This is a genomic window from Pseudomonas sp. GM21 (assembly GCF_000282215.1).
In the GTDB taxonomy this organism is placed as follows: Bacteria; Pseudomonadota; Gammaproteobacteria; order Pseudomonadales; family Pseudomonadaceae; genus Aquipseudomonas.
Genome location: NZ_AKJS01000146.1, coordinates 1 through 15,412, shown reverse-complemented (window position 1 = coordinate 15,412; position 15,412 = coordinate 1). Strand labels below are relative to the sequence as shown.

Here is a 15,412-nt window from a genome sequence, read left to right as displayed (position 1 = left end):
CGCGCAAGGCGCCCCGCGTCATATAGCGGGCGGCGTGATGCTGAACAAATACCCTCTGTGGAAATACATTCTGATCCTGGCGGTGCTGGCGGTCGGTCTGATTTATTCCGCTCCCAATTTATATCCTGATGACCCGGCCATTCAGGTCAGCGGCGCAAGCACTGCGCTGGTGGTCACTCAGGCTGATCTGGATCGCGTGAGCGCTGCGCTCAAGGAATCCGGGATCAACGTCAAGGCTGCCACGCTGTCGGCGAACGGCAAGGGTGGTCTGATTCGCCTGACCAAGGCTGAAGCTCAGCTGCCTGCCAAAGACGTCGTGCGCAAGGTGTTGGGCGATGACTACGTCGTTGCACTGAACCTGGCACAAACCACGCCACAATGGCTGCGCAACCTGGGCGCGCACCCGATGAAGCTGGGTCTGGACTTGTCCGGTGGTGTGCACTTCCTGCTGGAAGTGGACATGGACAAAGCCATCGACGCACGCTTGAAGGTGTACGAAGGCGACGTAAAGAGCCTGTTGCGTAAAGATAAACTGCGCTATCGCAGCCTGCCGCAATTCAACGGTGCCATTCAGCTGGGCTTCACTGATGAAGCAGCCCGCGAACAAGCCCGTGTGCTGATCCGCAAGAACTTCACTGATTTCGACATTGTTCCGGCCGACCTCAATGGTCAGTTGGTGCTGCGTCTGGCGATGACCCCGGCCAAGCTGGCGGAAATCCGCGAATACTCCATCAAGCAGAACTTGACCACGGTACGTAACCGCGTCAACGAGCTGGGTGTTGCCGAACCGATCGTTCAGCGTCAGGGCGCCAACCGCATCGTGGTTGAGCTGCCGGGCGTTCAGGACACTGCAGAAGCCAAGCGTATCCTCGGCAAGACGGCCAACCTTGAGTTCCGTCTGGCCGCTGAGCCGGGTGCTTCGAAAGCCACTTCCGAGACCTTCGAGTTCCGTGAAGGCAATCGTCCGCCGGCACAGATCGAGCGTGGCCTGATCATCACTGGTGACCAGGTGACTGACGCCAAGGCTGGCTTCGGCGAGCACGGCACTCCGGAAGTGAACATTCGTCTGGATGGTCATGGTGGCGAGCTGATGAGTCGTGCGACTCGCAGCAACGTCGGTCGCAGCATGGCGGTGATCTTCATCGAGCAGCGCCCTGTTACCACCTACACCAAGCAGATGGTCAACGGCGTCGAGAAAGACGTCGCGGTTCAAACGTTCAAAGAAGAGAAGAAGATCATCAGCCTGGCGACCATCCAGTCGCCGCTGGGTGCTCAGTTCCGCATCACTGGCCTGAACGGCCAGGGCGAGTCTTCCGAGCTGGCACTGTTGCTGCGTGCCGGTGGTCTGGCTGCCCCGATGTACTTCGCTGAAGAGCGCACCATTGGTCCAAGCCTGGGTGCCGACAACATCACCAAGGGTATCGATGCATCGCTGTGGGGCATGCTGTTTGTCTCGCTGTTCATCATCGCCATCTACCGCTTCTTCGGCATTATCGCCACTGTCGCTCTGGCGGTGAACATGGTGCTGCTGCTGGCCTTGATGTCTTTGCTGGGGGCAACGCTGACCCTGCCAGGTATCGCCGGTATCGTATTGACCATGGGTATGGCGGTCGACGCCAACGTTCTGATCTTCTCGCGGATACGTGAAGAAATCGCGGCGGGCATGACCGTTCAACGGGCAATCAACGAAGGCTTCGGCCGGGCATTCACCGCGATTCTCGACGCCAACCTGACCACCTTGTTGGTCGGCGGGATTCTCTTTGCGATGGGCACCGGCCCGGTCAAAGGTTTCGCAGTGACCATGTCCCTCGGGATCTTTACCTCGATGTTCACGGCCATCATGGTGACCCGCGCGATGGTCAACCTGATCTTCGGCGGTCGTGACTTCAAGAAGTTGTGGATTTAAGGGGCTGCCATGTTACGTACAATCAACTTCATGGGCGTTCGCAACTTTGCGTTCGGCGTCACATTGTTCCTTACAGTACTGGCGTTGTTCAGTGTTGCCACCAAGGGCATGAACTGGGGCCTGGACTTCACCGGCGGTACGCTCATCGAGCTGACCTACGAGCGTCCGGCCGACGTCACCAAGGTGCGTGAGCAGCTGGTGACAGCGGGTTATCACGAAGCCATCGTGCAGAACTTCGGTGCAACCACCGACCTGCTGGTGCGTATGCCGGGTGAAGATCCGCAACTGGGTCACCAGGTGGCCGAGGCCTTGCAAAAGGTCGGCGGCGACAACCCTGCGCAGGTCAAGCGCGTAGAGTTCGTCGGCCCGCAGGTGGGTGAAGAGCTGCGCGACCAGGGCGGCCTCGGCATGCTGATGGCGCTGGGCGGTATCCTGATCTACCTGGCGTTCCGCTTTCAGTGGAAGTTTGCGGTCGGCGCCATCGTTTCGTTGATCCACGACGTAATCGTGACCATCGGTATTCTGTCGTTCTTCCAGATCACTTTCGATCTGACGGTTTTGGCGGCGGTACTGGCGATCATTGGTTACTCGCTCAACGACACCATCGTGGTATTTGACCGGGTTCGTGAGAACTTCCGTGTGCTGCGCAAGGCGAGCCTGATCGAGAACATCAACATCTCGACCACGCAAACCCTGCTGCGGACCATGGCGACCTCGATCTCGACGTTGCTGGCGATTGCGGCCCTGTTGTTCTTCGGTGGCGATAACCTGTTCGGCTTCTCCATTGCGCTGTTCATCGGTGTTCTGGCGGGTACTTACTCGTCGATCTACATCGCGAACGTGGTGCTGATCTGGCTGAACCTCAGCAGCGAGGATTTGATTCCTCCTGCGGCGACCGAGAAGGAAGTCGACGACCGCCCATAACGGTTATCGTTTTCCAGCTGTTTGCCAAAAAAGGCGCGAGTTGAACTCGCGCCTTTTTTTATGCTCCAAGGCTGGGAGAAGCGCGGGTTTTCCCGCATGTGATGGTCAGGAGGTTCATGTGAACAAGTCGATGCTGGTTGGTGCGGTTTTGGGTGCTGTCGGTGTGACTGCCGGTGGTGCTGTCGCTACCTACAGCCTGGTTAAAAGCGGTCCTGAGTATGCGCAAGTACTCGCCGTTGAGCCGGTCAAGACACAGATCAAGACGCCACGTGAAGTATGCAAGGACGTTACCGTGACTCGGCAGGCGCCGGTCAAAGATCAGCACCAGATCGCAGGTACGGTGGTCGGTGCATTAGCAGGCGGTCTGCTGGGTAATCAGGTTGGCGGCGGCTCCGGCAAGAAAATTGCCACGGTTGCGGGTGCTGTCGGCGGTGGTTATGCGGGCAACAAGGTTCAGGAAGGCATGCAAGAGCGTGACACTTACACCACGACCCAGACTCGCTGCAACACTGTGAACGACATCAGCGACAAGGTCGTTGGCTACGATGTTCGGTATTCGCTGGATGGCAAGGAAGGCAAGGTGCGGATGGATCGCGATCCGGGTAACCAGATTCCGGTCGACAAGGAAGGCAAGCTGATCCTGACGCAGAACGACGAGAATCGCTAAGTACTCGGTTTAAGATTCAAAAAAAAGCACCTTTCGGGGTGCTTTTTTTGTGTCTGGAATACGCCTGTGGGAACACCTAAAACCTTGTGGGAGCCGGGCTTGCCCGCGATAGCGGTGTGTCAGTCACCAAAAATGGTGCAGGTGAAACCGCCATCGCGGGCAAGCCCGGCTCCCACAGGGATTGAGGTGATGCACAAATCGCAGGCATAAAAAAAGCACCCCGAAGGGTGCTTTCTCTGTCGCTGGACGCTTAGCGCTTCAGCGAAGGCGGCAGGTGCGGCTGGATAGCCGTCAGCACTGCCTTGAAGCACTTGGTGTTACCGGCAACGACGTGGCCTTTTTCAAGGAAGTCGTGACCGCCGGTGAAGTCGCTTATCAAGCCACCGGCTTCCTGGATCAGGAGGGCGCCTGCAGCCATGTCCCACTCGGACAGACCCGACTCCCAGAACGCGTCGAAACGACCGGCAGCCACGTAAGCCAGGTCCAGGCTCGCCGAGCCGGCGCGGCGGATGCCGGCAGTCTGGCCAACCAGGGCGCGGAACATGCCCAGGTAGTTTTCGAGGTTGTCCATCTGGTCGTCACGGAACGGGAAGCCGGTGCCCAGCAGGGCGCCGTCCAGGCTGGTGCGGCCGCTGACGCGCAGGCGACGACCGTTCAGTTGTGCGCCGCGACCACGGCTGGCGGTGAATTCTTCCTGGCGAACCGGATCCAGAACAACAGCGTGTTCCAGGCGACCGCGGTATTTGCAGGCGATGCTGACAGCGAAGTGAGGAATGCCGCGCAGGAAGTTGGTGGTGCCGTCCAGCGGATCGATGATCCACAGGTACTCTTCGCCTTCGATGCCGTTGCCGGCGTGCATGCCGGTTTCTTCACCCAGGATCGAGTGATTCGGGTAGGCCTTGCGCAGCGCATCGATGATTTTCTGTTCGGCGGCGCGATCCACCTCGGATACATAATCCTTGGCGTCTTTTTCGTCGACCTTGATGGTATCCAGGCGCTCGATGGAGCGGAAAATCAATTCACTGGCGCTGCGGGCGGCGCGCAGCGCGATATTCAGCATGGGCTGCATGGATGTGTCACCTAAGGTTGTTAAAGAAAGCCGGGCATTCTATCAGAACTTTTCTACAGGTGAAGGTCGGTGTTCGTTTTCATAGCTTAACGGTGTGTCCCGCCTCAGAAATACGTTCACTTTTTGACGAGTGGTCAATGTTGGCAGGCAAGGCGCGGCGCCGACTCATAGCTCGCTATGGGGAGAAGCGGCAACGCAGCATGCCGACATTGAACGCCGTCAAAAGTGAACAGTTATTTTTGAGGCGGGGCACCCGGAGTAACTGTAAGATTCGGCTCCCTGATTCTGTGTTCGAGAACGCCTCCCGTGCTGCAAAACATTCGTGTCGTCCTGGTCAATACCAGTCATCCCGGCAACATCGGCGGGGCTGCGCGTGCCATGAAGAACATGGGCCTGTCGCGGCTGGTGCTGGTCGAACCGCGGTTATTCCCGCATCACGAAGCCGACGCCCGTGCTTCCGGTGCCGGGGATATCCTTGAAAACGCGCACGTCGTCGCCACCCTGGAAGATGCCTTGGTCGGCTGCAACCTGGTACTGGGCACCAGTGCGCGTGACCGTCGCATTCCCTGGCCGTTGCTCGACCCCCGCGAATGCGGTGTGAAAGTAGTGGAAGAAGCCGGGCAGGGCGCCGAGATTGCCTTGGTGTTCGGTCGTGAAGATTCCGGCCTGACCAATGAAGAGCTGCAGCGATGTCATTATCACGTGCACATCCCCTCAGACCCGGAGTTCAGTTCGCTGAACCTTGGGGCGGCGGTGCAGGTGTTGGGTTATGAAGTGCGCATGTCCTGGCTTGCGGCCCAAGGGCAGCCGAGCAAGGTCGAGAAGGACGAAGTGGCGTCCACCAAAAGTGGTGAGCTGGCGACCATGGATGAGCTGGAGCGATTCTATGAGCACCTGGAGCAAACCCTGGTGGCCATCGAATTCCTCGATCCGGAAAAACCACGGCACTTGATGGCGCGCCTGCGCCGGTTATACGGACGTAGCTCGGTCAGCCGGGCGGAAATGAATATATTGCGTGGCATCCTCACGGAAACCCAGAAAGCGGCCCGTGGCGAGCTTCTAAAGCGGAAGGATTAAAAATGTTCGAGCGTTTGCGTGAAGATATCCAGAGCGTATTCCACCGAGACCCGGCGGCGCGTAACGCTTTTGAAGTCCTGACTTGCTACCCGGGCATGCATGCCATCTGGATTCACCGTCTGTCGGCGGCGTTGTGGCGCGCAGAGCTGAAATGGCTGGCGCGGCTGGTGTCGAACTTTGGTCGCTGGTTGACCGGGATCGAGATCCATCCGGGCGCCAAAGTTGGTCGTCGTTTCTTTATTGATCATGGCATGGGCATCGTCATCGGTGAAACCGCCGAGATCGGCAATGATGTCACCCTTTATCAAGGCGTGACTCTGGGAGGCACCAGCTGGAACAAGGGCAAGCGTCACCCGACCCTTGAAGATGGTGTGGTGGTCGGTGCAGGCGCCAAGGTGCTTGGCCCGTTTACCGTCGGCGCTGGGGCCAAGGTCGGTTCCAATGCTGTGGTGACCAAGGCGGTTCCGCCGGGGGCTACGGTCGTTGGTATTCCAGGGCGGATCATCGTCAAGTCCGATGATGAGCAAGATGCCAAGCGTAAAGCCATGGCCGAGAAAATCGGCTTCGATGCCTACGGTGTCGGCGAAGACATGCCTGACCCGGTGGCGCGTGCCATTGGTCAGTTGCTGGATCACTTGCAGGCGGTCGATGGTCGTCTGGAGGGGATGTGCGGCGCGCTGAAGGATCTGGGAAGTAATTACTGCGCCAAGGAGCTGCCTGAATTACGCGAAGAAGACTTCGCCTGCGTCAAGGACAAGGATCAAAGTCAGGCCAGCTAGATCGAGTCGACTGCATCGCCAGCAGGCTGGCTCCCACAGGGAAATGCATTTCAAATGTGGGAGCCAGCCTGCTGGCGATGAACGATAACGCGCAATTGCTGGCTGTAACCGTCCAGCCTTTGCTATGATGCGGCCGCTCTTTTGCGGGTAAACCTGACTAAAGTACTAGGTCTTATAGTTGACTTAAATACTCGGGAATTGCATACTCGCCTCATTCCGAACTCCGTGGTAATTGTCCATGCGACTGACTACAAAAGGCCGATACGCCGTGACCGCCATGCTCGATCTGGCGTTGCACGCGCAGCACGGGCCGGTGTCCCTGGCCGATATCTCCGAGCGCCAAGGCATCTCCCTGTCCTACCTCGAACAGCTTTTCGCCAAATTGCGCCGCAGCAATCTGGTGTCCAGCGTCCGTGGTCCGGGTGGTGGCTACCAATTGTCCCGCGACATGCAGGGCATTCAGGTGGCTCAGGTGATCGATGCGGTGAACGAATCGGTCGATGCAACCAAATGCCAGGGTCAAGGCGATTGCCATTCAGGCGATACCTGCCTGACTCACCACTTGTGGTGCGACCTGAGCCTGCAGATTCACGAATTTCTGAGCGGTATCAGCTTGGCTGACCTTGTGACTCGCCGTGAGGTACAAGACATAGCCCAGCGTCAGGACCAGCGCCGTTGCAACAGCAAGGCGCCACGCCTGGACAAGATTGAAGCGTCCGCCGTCGAATGACAGCCAAAGAGCTAACGGCACGCCAGCCAGCCTGATTTAGGAGATAGTCCATGAAATTGCCGATTTACCTTGATTACTCTGCGACGACCCCGGTTGATCCGCGTGTTGCGCAAAAAATGAGTGAATGCCTGCTGGTCGACGGAAACTTCGGTAACCCGGCGTCCCGTTCCCACGTGTTCGGCTGGAAAGCTGAAGAGTCCGTCGAAAACGCTCGTCGTCAGGTCGCAGACCTGGTCAACGCCGATCCGCGTGAAATCGTCTGGACCTCCGGCGCCACCGAATCCGACAACCTGGCAATCAAGGGTGCGGCGCACTTCTATGCGACCAAGGGCAAACACCTGATCACCACCAAGATTGAGCACAAGGCTGTCCTGGACACCATGCGCCAACTGGAGCGTGAAGGCTTCGAAGTGACCTACCTCGAGCCTCAGACCGATGGTCTGGTAACTCCGGCCATGATCGAAGCTGCACTGCGTGACGACACCATCCTGGTCTCGGTCATGCACGTGAACAACGAAATCGGCACCATCAATGACATCGAAGCCATCGGCGAACTGCTCCGCTCCAAGGGCATCCTGTTCCACGTCGACGCCGCTCAGTCCACCGGCAAGGTCGACATCGACCTGTCGAAGCTGAAAGTCGACCTGATGTCCTTCTCTGCCCACAAAACCTACGGCCCTAAAGGCATTGGCGCGCTGTACGTCAGCCGCAAGCCGCGTGTTCGCATCGAAGCGACCATGCACGGCGGCGGTCACGAGCGTGGCATGCGTTCCGGCACCCTGGCGACCCACCAGATCGTCGGCATGGGTGAAGCTTTCCGCGTAGCCAAAGAAGACATGGCTGCCGAAAACGTGCGCATCAAAGCCCTGAGCGACCGCTTCTTCAAACAGGTCGAAGGCCTGGAAGAGCTGTACATCAACGGCAGCATGACCGCCCGCGTACCGCACAACCTGAACCTGAGCTTCAACTACGTTGAAGGCGAGTCGCTGATCATGGCGCTCAAGGATCTGGCTGTTTCGTCCGGTTCGGCTTGCACCTCCGCATCGCTGGAGCCTTCGTACGTACTGCGCGCCCTGGGTCGCAACGACGAACTGGCACACAGCTCGATTCGCTTCACCTTCGGCCGTTTCACCACCGAAGAAGAAATCGACTACGCCGCGCAGAAAGTCTGCGAGGCCGTTACCAAGCTGCGCACTCTGTCGCCGCTGTGGGACATGTACAAAGACGGTGTCGACATTTCGAAAATCGAGTGGGCGGCACACTGATTTCAAGTCGCCGCGAACCGCCCTGTAAAACCAAGGTTTGCAGGGCTTAAAGAGCGACTCTCTGATGAGTGAGGAATAAGCATCATGGCTTACAGCGAAAAGGTCATCGACCACTACGAAAACCCGCGCAACGTCGGCAAGATGGACGCGGAAGATCCTGATGTCGGCACCGGCATGGTCGGCGCTCCGGCATGCGGCGACGTTATGCGCCTGCAAATCAAGGTCAACGAGCAAGGCATCATCGAAGACGCCAAGTTCAAGACCTACGGTTGCGGTTCGGCGATCGCTTCCAGCTCCCTGGCGACCGAGTGGATGAAAGGCAAGACTCTGGATGAAGCAGAGACCATCAAGAACACTCAGCTGGCTGAAGAACTGGCCCTGCCACCAGTGAAAATTCACTGCTCCGTACTCGCTGAAGACGCTATCAAAGCGGCCGTTCGCGACTACAAGCAGAAGAAAGGCTTGATCTGACTTTCAGGTTTTGGCGACGAGTAAGGAGTCACCGATGGCTATCAGCATGACAGAAGCGGCTGCTCGACACGTGCGGCGCTCCCTCGACGGGCGCGGCAAAGGTGAAGGGATTCGTCTGGGTGTTCGCACCACAGGCTGTTCCGGCCTTGCCTACGTGCTGGAGTTTGTCGACGAGGTGGTTGCAGAGGATCAGGTGTTCGAAAGTCACGGTGAAAAAGTGATTATCGACCCGAAAAGCCTGGCCTACCTGGACGGCACCGAGCTCGATTTCGTCAAGGAAGGGTTGAACGAAGGCTTCAAGTTCAACAACCCCAACGTACGCGGTGAATGTGGCTGCGGCGAAAGCTTCAACATCTGAGGCTTGTCGTGGGTACTCCTTGTCATTTCGCTTTATTTGAGCTGCAACCGAGTTTCAATCTGGACCTCGACCAGCTGGCTACGCGCTACCGTGAGTTGGCGCGCAGTGTTCATCCGGACCGCTTTGCTGACGCTTCCGAGCGTGAGCAGCGGTTGGCGCTAGAGCAATCCGCGAGTCTCAACGAGGCCTATCAGACGCTCAAAAGTCCCCCCAAGCGTGCGCGTTACTTGCTCGCTTTGAATGGTGGCGAGCTGCCGCTGGAGGTCACGGTGCATGATCCGGAGTTTCTTCTGCAGCAGATGGAGCTGCGTGAAGAGCTCGAAGACTTGCAAGACAGTGCCGATCTGGCCGGTGTTGCAGCGTTCAAGCGTCGGCTGAAAACCGCCCAGGATGTACTGAACCAAAGCTTCGCGGCTTGTTGGAATGATGCGGAGCACCGTGAACAGGCCGAACGCCTGATGCGGCGCATGCAGTTCCTCGACAAGCTCACCTACGAAGTGCGCCAGTTAGAAGAGCGCCTCGACGATTAACCCAGTGCCGCTCCGGTCGCACGCCTGATATACAGATAAGTCCTGATACCAATGGCCCTACTGCAGATCGCCGAACCCGGCCAAAGTCCTCAACCGCACCAGCGTCGTCTGGCTGTGGGGATCGACTTGGGCACTACCAATTCGCTGGTCGCTGCGTTGCGCAGTGGTCTTTCCGAGCCTCTGGCCGATTCTGACGGGCGGGTTATCCTGCCGTCTGCCGTGCGCTATCACGCCGATCGCGTCGAAGTCGGCGAGTCAGCCAAGCTGGCTGCCGCGACCGATCCGTTGAACACGGTGCTGTCGGTCAAGCGCTTGATGGGTCGTGGTCTGTCCGACGTCAAGCAATTGGGCGATCAACTGCCGTACCGCTTTGTCGGCGGCGAATCGCACATGCCGTTCATTGACACCATTCAGGGGCCGAAAAGCCCGGTCGAAGTCTCCGCCGATATCCTGAAAGTGCTGCGTCAGCGCGCCGAAGCGACGTTGGGTGGTGAGCTGGTCGGCGCGGTTATCACCGTTCCGGCCTATTTCGATGATGCGCAGCGTCAAGCCACCAAGGACGCGGCCAAACTGGCTGGTCTGAACGTCCTGCGTCTGCTCAATGAGCCGACTGCGGCGGCGGTGGCTTATGGTCTGGATCAGCATGCTGAAGGCCTGGTTGCCATTTATGACCTGGGCGGCGGCACCTTCGATATTTCGATTCTGCGCCTGACGGGCGGCGTGTTTGAGGTCCTGGCTACCGGCGGCGACAGCGCGCTGGGCGGCGATGACTTCGATCACGCGATTGCTGGTTGGATCATCGAGAGCGCCGGTTTGTCCGCCAACCTCGATCCGGGCACACAGCGTCAACTGCTGCAAACGGCCTGTGCGGCCAAAGAAGCGCTGACCAATGCCTCGTCGGTCGAAGTGGCTCATGGCGACTGGAAAGCCGAGATGACCCGCGAAGCGTTCGACGCGTTGATCGAGCCGATGGTCGCTCGCAGCCTGAAAGCCTGTCGCCGCGCAGTGCGTGATTCCGGTATCGAGCTAGAAGAAGTGCATGCAGTGGTCATGGTCGGTGGTTCGACTCGCGTACCTCGCGTTCGCGAAGCCGTCGCCGAGGCTTTTGGTCGTCAGCCACTGACCGAAATCGATCCGGATCAAGTGGTGGCCATCGGTGCCGCGATCCAGGCCGATACGCTGGCTGGCAACAAGCGCGATGGCGATGAGCTGCTGTTGCTCGACGTGATTCCGTTGTCCCTGGGGCTGGAAACCATGGGCGGCCTGATGGAGAAGGTGATTCCGCGTAACACCACCATCCCCGTCGCTCGTGCCCAGGACTTTACGACTTACAAAGATGGCCAGTCGGCCATGGCGATCCACGTGTTGCAGGGTGAGCGCGAGCTGATCAGCGACTGCCGATCCCTGGCGCGCTTTGAATTGCGCGGCATTCCGGCGATGGTGGCCGGTGCGGCGAAGATCCGCGTGACCTTTCAGGTCGATGCTGACGGTCTGCTCAGTGTTTCTGCCCGCGAGCTGGGCTCGGGCATTGAGGCCAGTATCCAGGTCAAGCCGTCTTACGGTCTGACGGATGGTGAAATTGCCAAGATGCTCAAAGACTCGTTCCAGCACGCCAACGACGACAAGGTCGCTCGGGTGTTGCGTGAGCAGCAGGTCGATGCCCAGCGCCTGATCGAAGCGGTGCAGGGCGCCCTCGATGTCGATGGCGAGCGCTTGCTCGACGCCGAAGAGCGCATGGTCATCGAATTGCAGATGCAGGAACTGACCGAACTGATGAAAGGTACTGATGGTTACGCCATCGAGCAGCAGACCAAACGTCTGTCGCAAGTGACCGATGCCTTTGCTGCCCGCCGCCTGGACTCGACGGTGAAAGCCGCGCTGGCGGGGCGCAACCTGAATGAGATTGAGGAATAACGATGCCGCAGGTCATTTTTCTGCCACACGAGAAGTTTTGCCCGGAAGGCATGGTTGTTGAGGCTGCGACCGGTACTTCCATCCTCGAACTGGCGCATGAGCACCATATCGAGATGGAAAGCGCCTGTGGCGGCGTCTGCGCTTGCACCACCTGTCACTGCCTGATTCGTGAAGGCTTTGACTCGCTGGAAGAGGCTGACGAGCTGGAAGAAGACTATCTTGATAAGGCTTGGGGGCTGGAAGCTCAGTCCCGCCTGGCCTGTCAGGCCAAAGTCGGGACTGAAGACCTGACGGTTGAAATTCCGAAATATTCGCTCAACCATGCGGCAGAAGCGCCGCACTGATTCAAGGAAGCGACATGAGTCTGAAATGGGTTGATGTGCTTGAAATCGCGATCCAGCTGGCTGAGTCCAGGCCGGAAGTGGATCCGCGTTATGTGAACTTCGTCGATCTGCACCAATGGGTGCTGGCATTGCCCGAGTTCAGTGATGATCCGACCCGCGGTGGCGAGAAGGTGCTTGAAGCCATTCAGGCCGCCTGGATCGAAGAAGCAGACTGAGTCTGCGCCGTACGCAGTTAGGCAATACCCAATAACCCGCGTATAATTCGCGGGTTTAATTTTTCACAAATTACCGTTTCTGGAGTTACACCATGGCTGTTCAACGTACTTTCTCCATCATCAAGCCTGACGCTGTTGCAAAAAACGTCATCGGCGAGATCACCACTCGTTTCGAAAAAGCAGGCCTGCGCGTTGTAGCTTCGAAACTGAAGCAACTGTCCAAAGCTGAAGCTGAAGGCTTCTACGCTGAGCACAGCGCTCGTGGTTTCTTCGGCGACCTGGTTGCTTTCATGATCTCCGGCCCGGTTGTTGTTCAGGTTCTGGAAGGCGAAAACGCTATCGCTCTGAACCGTGAGCTGATGGGCGCTACCAACCCTAAAGAAGCTGCTGCCGGCACCATCCGCGCTGACTTCGCTGATTCCATCGACGCCAACGCTGTACACGGTTCGGACTCCGAAGCCGCAGCTGCTCGCGAAATCTCGTACTTCTTCGCAGCTACTGAAGTAACCACTCGCTAAGCATTGCTTAAGAGTGAAGGTGAATCCATGACTACATCGACTGTAAAAACCAACCTGCTGGGTCTGACTCAACAGGAAATGGAAAAATTCTTCGACTCAATCGGGGAGAAGCGTTTCCGTGCCGGTCAGGTAATGAAATGGATTCACCACCTTGGCGTCGATGATTTCGACGCCATGACGAACGTCAGCAAGGCCTTGCGCGACAAGCTCAAGGCTATTGCCGAAGTTCGTGGTCCAGAAGTGGTCAGCGAGGACATTTCCACCGACGGCACCCGTAAGTGGGTGGTGCGCGTGGCGTCCGGCAGCTGCGTCGAGACCGTGTACATTCCCCAGGGCAAACGCGGCACTCTGTGCGTTTCGTCCCAGGCAGGCTGTGCCCTGGATTGCAGTTTCTGCTCCACCGGCAAGCAAGGTTTCAACAGTAACCTCACCGCCGCCGAAGTCATCGGTCAGGTGTGGATTGCCAATAAATCGTTCGGCAGCATACCGGCGACCGCCGACCGTGCCATCACCAACGTGGTGATGATGGGCATGGGCGAGCCGCTGCTGAACTTCGACAACGTTGTCGCGGCCATGCATCTGATGATGGACGACCTGGGCTACGGCATTTCCAAGCGCCGAGTGACCCTGTCGACCTCCGGCGTGGTGCCGATGATCGATGAGCTGTCCAAGCACATCGACGTCTCGCTGGCGTTGTCCCTGCACGCCCCGAATGACGCATTGCGTAACCAATTGGTGCCGATCAACAAGAAGTATCCGCTTAAGATGCTGCTTGAATCGTGCCAGCGCTACATGTCGTCCCTGGGCGAAAAGCGCGTGCTGACCATTGAGTACACCTTGCTCAAGGACATCAACGACAAGGTTGAACATGCCGTTGAGATGATCGAGTTGCTCAAGAACATCCCGTGCAAGATCAACCTGATTCCGTTCAACCCGTTCCCGCATTCCGGTTACGAGCGCCCGAGCAACAACGCGATTCGCCGGTTTCAGGATCAGCTTCACCATGCAGGCTTCAACGTCACCGTACGCACCACCCGCGGTGAAGACATCGATGCCGCGTGTGGCCAATTGGTAGGGCAGGTGCTGGATCGCACCCGTCGCAGCGAACGTTATATCGCCGTGCGCGAGTTGAGCGCCGAAAACGATATGGCGCAAAACGCCGCGAAATAATTCAAGAGAGGATCTCTATGTCCCTGCGCTTCGCGCTGCTTTTGCTGTGGGCCAGCCTGTGTGCTGGTTGTGTCCTGTCGGGCGATTTCAACCCGATGAAGACCAGCAAGGGCCGCGATGAGGCGCGTGTTGCCTACGTGCAACTGGGCTTGGGTTATTTGCAACAAGGCATGACCGAGCGCGCAAAAGTCCCACTGAAAAAGGCGTTGGAGCTGGATGGCTCGGACCCGGATGCCAATGCGGCATTAGGGCTGGTGTTTCAGGCTGAAATGGAGCCTGGACTGGCAGACCAGCATTTTCGCAAGGCGCTGTCCTCCCGCCCCAACGATGCGCGCATCCTGAACAACTACGGCAGTTTTCTGTTCGAAGAAAAACGTTACAAAGAGGCGTACGAGCGCTTTGAACAGGCCGCCGCCGATACGCTGTATCCTGAGCGTTCGCGAGTATTCGAGAACCTGGGCATGACCGCATCAAAGCTGGGTGAGCGTGATCTCGCGCAGCAGCAACTGGAAAAAGCCCTGCGTTTGAATCGCCAACAGCCACGTGCATTGCTCGAAATGGCTGAGTTGTCCTTCGAAGACAGGCATTATGTGCCCGCGCGTGACTATTACGATCGTTTTAGCCTGCTGGCCGAGCAAAATGCACGTAGTCTATTGCTCGGCGTTCGGCTGGCAACAGTGTTTGATGATCGCGACAAGGCCGCCAGTGCGGGCCTGCAACTAAAACGACTCTATCCCGGTACGCCGGAATATCAGCAATACCTGTCGGAGCAATGATGAAAGCGGCGCATCCCGAAGTTGTAGCAGCGAATCGCGTTAACCCCGGTGAGACTTTGCGCCAGGCCCGCGAAAGCAATGGCTGGTCGCTGGCCGAAGTGGCCCTCAAGCTCAACCTCACTGTCACCTCCTTGAGCAATCTGGAAGCCGGCGCCTTCGACAAGCTGCCAGGGCATACCTTTGCTCGCGGCTATATCCGTGCGTACGCCAAATTGCTGGGCATGGACCAGGCCGTTCTTGTCCAGCAGTTCGATCAATCGACGGGCACCGATTCCCACGGCAGCAGCGTGCACAGCCTGGGTCGTATCGAAGAGCCGGTGCGGGTTTCCCATACTATTTTGCGTATTGTCAGCCTGTTGTTGCTGATCGCCGTGATTGGCGGCGGTTTTGTCTGGTGGCAGGATCAAACTTCGCTGCGCACCAAGGATTTTATCAGTCTGAGCCCGGAACACGTTGAAGTGGAGGGCGCCGACGGGACCACCCAGATCCATCCGCTGGATGAGCCGGAAGATCAGGCCGTCGCGCAAGGTCAGACTGAAGGCGCTACCCCGCTGGCTCTGCCGCAAGCTGAAACCTCCTCCGAAACGCCGGCTGTAGCTGAAGCCACTGCACCAGATGTAACACCGACAACCCCGACGCCGGTTACCCCGACGCACAACGTTGCTCCAGTTGTGGCAGCACCCGCCACACCGGCTCCCG

Annotated in this window: 18 protein-coding genes; 17 read left to right on the top strand and 1 reads right to left on the bottom strand. The window is 58.2% G+C overall.

The features are described from left to right. Nucleotides 1-37 precede the first annotated feature (37 nt). The 3 genes from secD to PMI22_RS05435 all read left to right on the top strand — a co-directional run bounded on the left by secD (nucleotide 38) and on the right by PMI22_RS05435 (nucleotide 3,497). Nucleotides 38-1,906, top strand: coding sequence for a protein translocase subunit SecD (gene secD, locus PMI22_RS05425; RefSeq protein WP_007948185.1), 1,869 nt, complete (start codon nucleotides 38-40; stop codon nucleotides 1,904-1,906). A gap of 9 nt (nucleotides 1,907-1,915) precedes the next feature. After that, nucleotides 1,916-2,830 (top strand): protein translocase subunit SecF, encoded by a 915-nt coding sequence (secF, locus tag PMI22_RS05430; protein ID WP_007948184.1) that lies wholly within the window; start codon nucleotides 1,916-1,918, stop codon nucleotides 2,828-2,830. Nucleotides 2,831-2,948: 118 nt separating this feature from the next. Next, nucleotides 2,949-3,497 carry a glycine zipper 2TM domain-containing protein gene (locus tag PMI22_RS05435; RefSeq protein WP_007948183.1) on the top strand — a complete coding sequence of 183 codons (549 nt, stop codon included), beginning with the start codon at nucleotides 2,949-2,951 and terminating at the stop codon, nucleotides 3,495-3,497. 250 nt (nucleotides 3,498-3,747) lie between these two features. Here PMI22_RS05435 and suhB read toward each other — a convergent pair whose 3' ends face one another. Next, the gene (suhB, locus tag PMI22_RS05440; protein WP_007948182.1) at nucleotides 3,748-4,566 is read right to left on the bottom strand and encodes a type III secretion system regulator SuhB; all 819 of its coding nucleotides are present in this window, start codon (nucleotides 4,564-4,566) and stop codon (nucleotides 3,748-3,750) included. 306 nt (nucleotides 4,567-4,872) lie between these two features. On the opposite strand from suhB, the gene trmJ reads away from it, so the two are divergent. The 14 genes from trmJ to PMI22_RS05510 form a co-directional block, all read left to right on the top strand. Next, the gene (gene trmJ / locus PMI22_RS05445; RefSeq protein WP_007948181.1) at nucleotides 4,873-5,643 is read left to right on the top strand and encodes a tRNA (cytosine(32)/uridine(32)-2'-O)-methyltransferase TrmJ; all 771 of its coding nucleotides are present in this window, start codon (nucleotides 4,873-4,875) and stop codon (nucleotides 5,641-5,643) included. Between the two features lie 2 nt (nucleotides 5,644-5,645). Next, nucleotides 5,646-6,422, top strand: a complete 777-nt coding sequence (gene cysE / locus PMI22_RS05450) for a serine O-acetyltransferase (RefSeq protein ID WP_007948179.1) — start codon at nucleotides 5,646-5,648, stop codon at nucleotides 6,420-6,422. Nucleotides 6,423-6,660: 238 nt separating this feature from the next. Beyond that, a complete protein-coding gene (gene iscR / locus PMI22_RS05455) occupies nucleotides 6,661-7,152 on the top strand; it encodes a Fe-S cluster assembly transcriptional regulator IscR (protein ID WP_007948177.1) in 492 nt (163 codons plus the stop codon). Nucleotides 7,153-7,202: 50 nt separating this feature from the next. Further along, nucleotides 7,203-8,417, top strand: a complete 1,215-nt coding sequence (locus PMI22_RS05460; RefSeq protein ID WP_007948176.1) for an IscS subfamily cysteine desulfurase — start codon at nucleotides 7,203-7,205, stop codon at nucleotides 8,415-8,417. Between the two features lie 84 nt (nucleotides 8,418-8,501). Continuing rightward, nucleotides 8,502-8,888 carry a Fe-S cluster assembly scaffold IscU gene (gene iscU, locus PMI22_RS05465; protein ID WP_003443374.1) on the top strand — a complete coding sequence of 129 codons (387 nt, stop codon included), beginning with the start codon at nucleotides 8,502-8,504 and terminating at the stop codon, nucleotides 8,886-8,888. A gap of 34 nt (nucleotides 8,889-8,922) precedes the next feature. Further along, nucleotides 8,923-9,246, top strand: a complete 324-nt coding sequence (gene iscA, locus PMI22_RS05470; protein ID WP_003227904.1) for an iron-sulfur cluster assembly protein IscA — start codon at nucleotides 8,923-8,925, stop codon at nucleotides 9,244-9,246. Nucleotides 9,247-9,254: 8 nt separating this feature from the next. Next, complete coding sequence (gene hscB, locus PMI22_RS05475) at nucleotides 9,255-9,776, top strand: co-chaperone HscB (protein ID WP_007948175.1); 522 nt, start codon at nucleotides 9,255-9,257, stop codon at nucleotides 9,774-9,776. 51 nt (nucleotides 9,777-9,827) lie between these two features. Beyond that, entirely contained in the window at nucleotides 9,828-11,690 is a 1,863-nt protein-coding gene (hscA, locus tag PMI22_RS05480; RefSeq protein ID WP_007948174.1) for a Fe-S protein assembly chaperone HscA, read from the top strand. 2 nt (nucleotides 11,691-11,692) lie between these two features. Further along, nucleotides 11,693-12,034, top strand: coding sequence for an ISC system 2Fe-2S type ferredoxin (gene fdx, locus PMI22_RS05485; protein ID WP_007948173.1), 342 nt, complete (start codon nucleotides 11,693-11,695; stop codon nucleotides 12,032-12,034). 14 nt (nucleotides 12,035-12,048) lie between these two features. Further along, the gene (gene iscX / locus PMI22_RS05490) at nucleotides 12,049-12,249 is read left to right on the top strand and encodes a Fe-S cluster assembly protein IscX (protein WP_007903597.1); all 201 of its coding nucleotides are present in this window, start codon (nucleotides 12,049-12,051) and stop codon (nucleotides 12,247-12,249) included. Nucleotides 12,250-12,341: 92 nt separating this feature from the next. Next, complete coding sequence (gene ndk / locus PMI22_RS05495) at nucleotides 12,342-12,767, top strand: nucleoside-diphosphate kinase (RefSeq protein WP_007916882.1); 426 nt, start codon at nucleotides 12,342-12,344, stop codon at nucleotides 12,765-12,767. Nucleotides 12,768-12,794: 27 nt separating this feature from the next. Then, nucleotides 12,795-13,937, top strand: coding sequence for a 23S rRNA (adenine(2503)-C(2))-methyltransferase RlmN (gene rlmN, locus PMI22_RS05500; protein ID WP_007948172.1), 1,143 nt, complete (start codon nucleotides 12,795-12,797; stop codon nucleotides 13,935-13,937). Nucleotides 13,938-13,954: 17 nt separating this feature from the next. Continuing rightward, entirely contained in the window at nucleotides 13,955-14,713 is a 759-nt protein-coding gene (gene pilW, locus PMI22_RS05505; RefSeq protein ID WP_007948171.1) for a type IV pilus biogenesis/stability protein PilW, read from the top strand. After that, nucleotides 14,713-15,412, top strand: a 700-nt coding sequence (locus PMI22_RS05510; protein WP_007948170.1) for a helix-turn-helix domain-containing protein, incomplete at its 3' end; no start/stop codon positions are given. The genes pilW and PMI22_RS05510, both read left to right, overlap by 1 nt.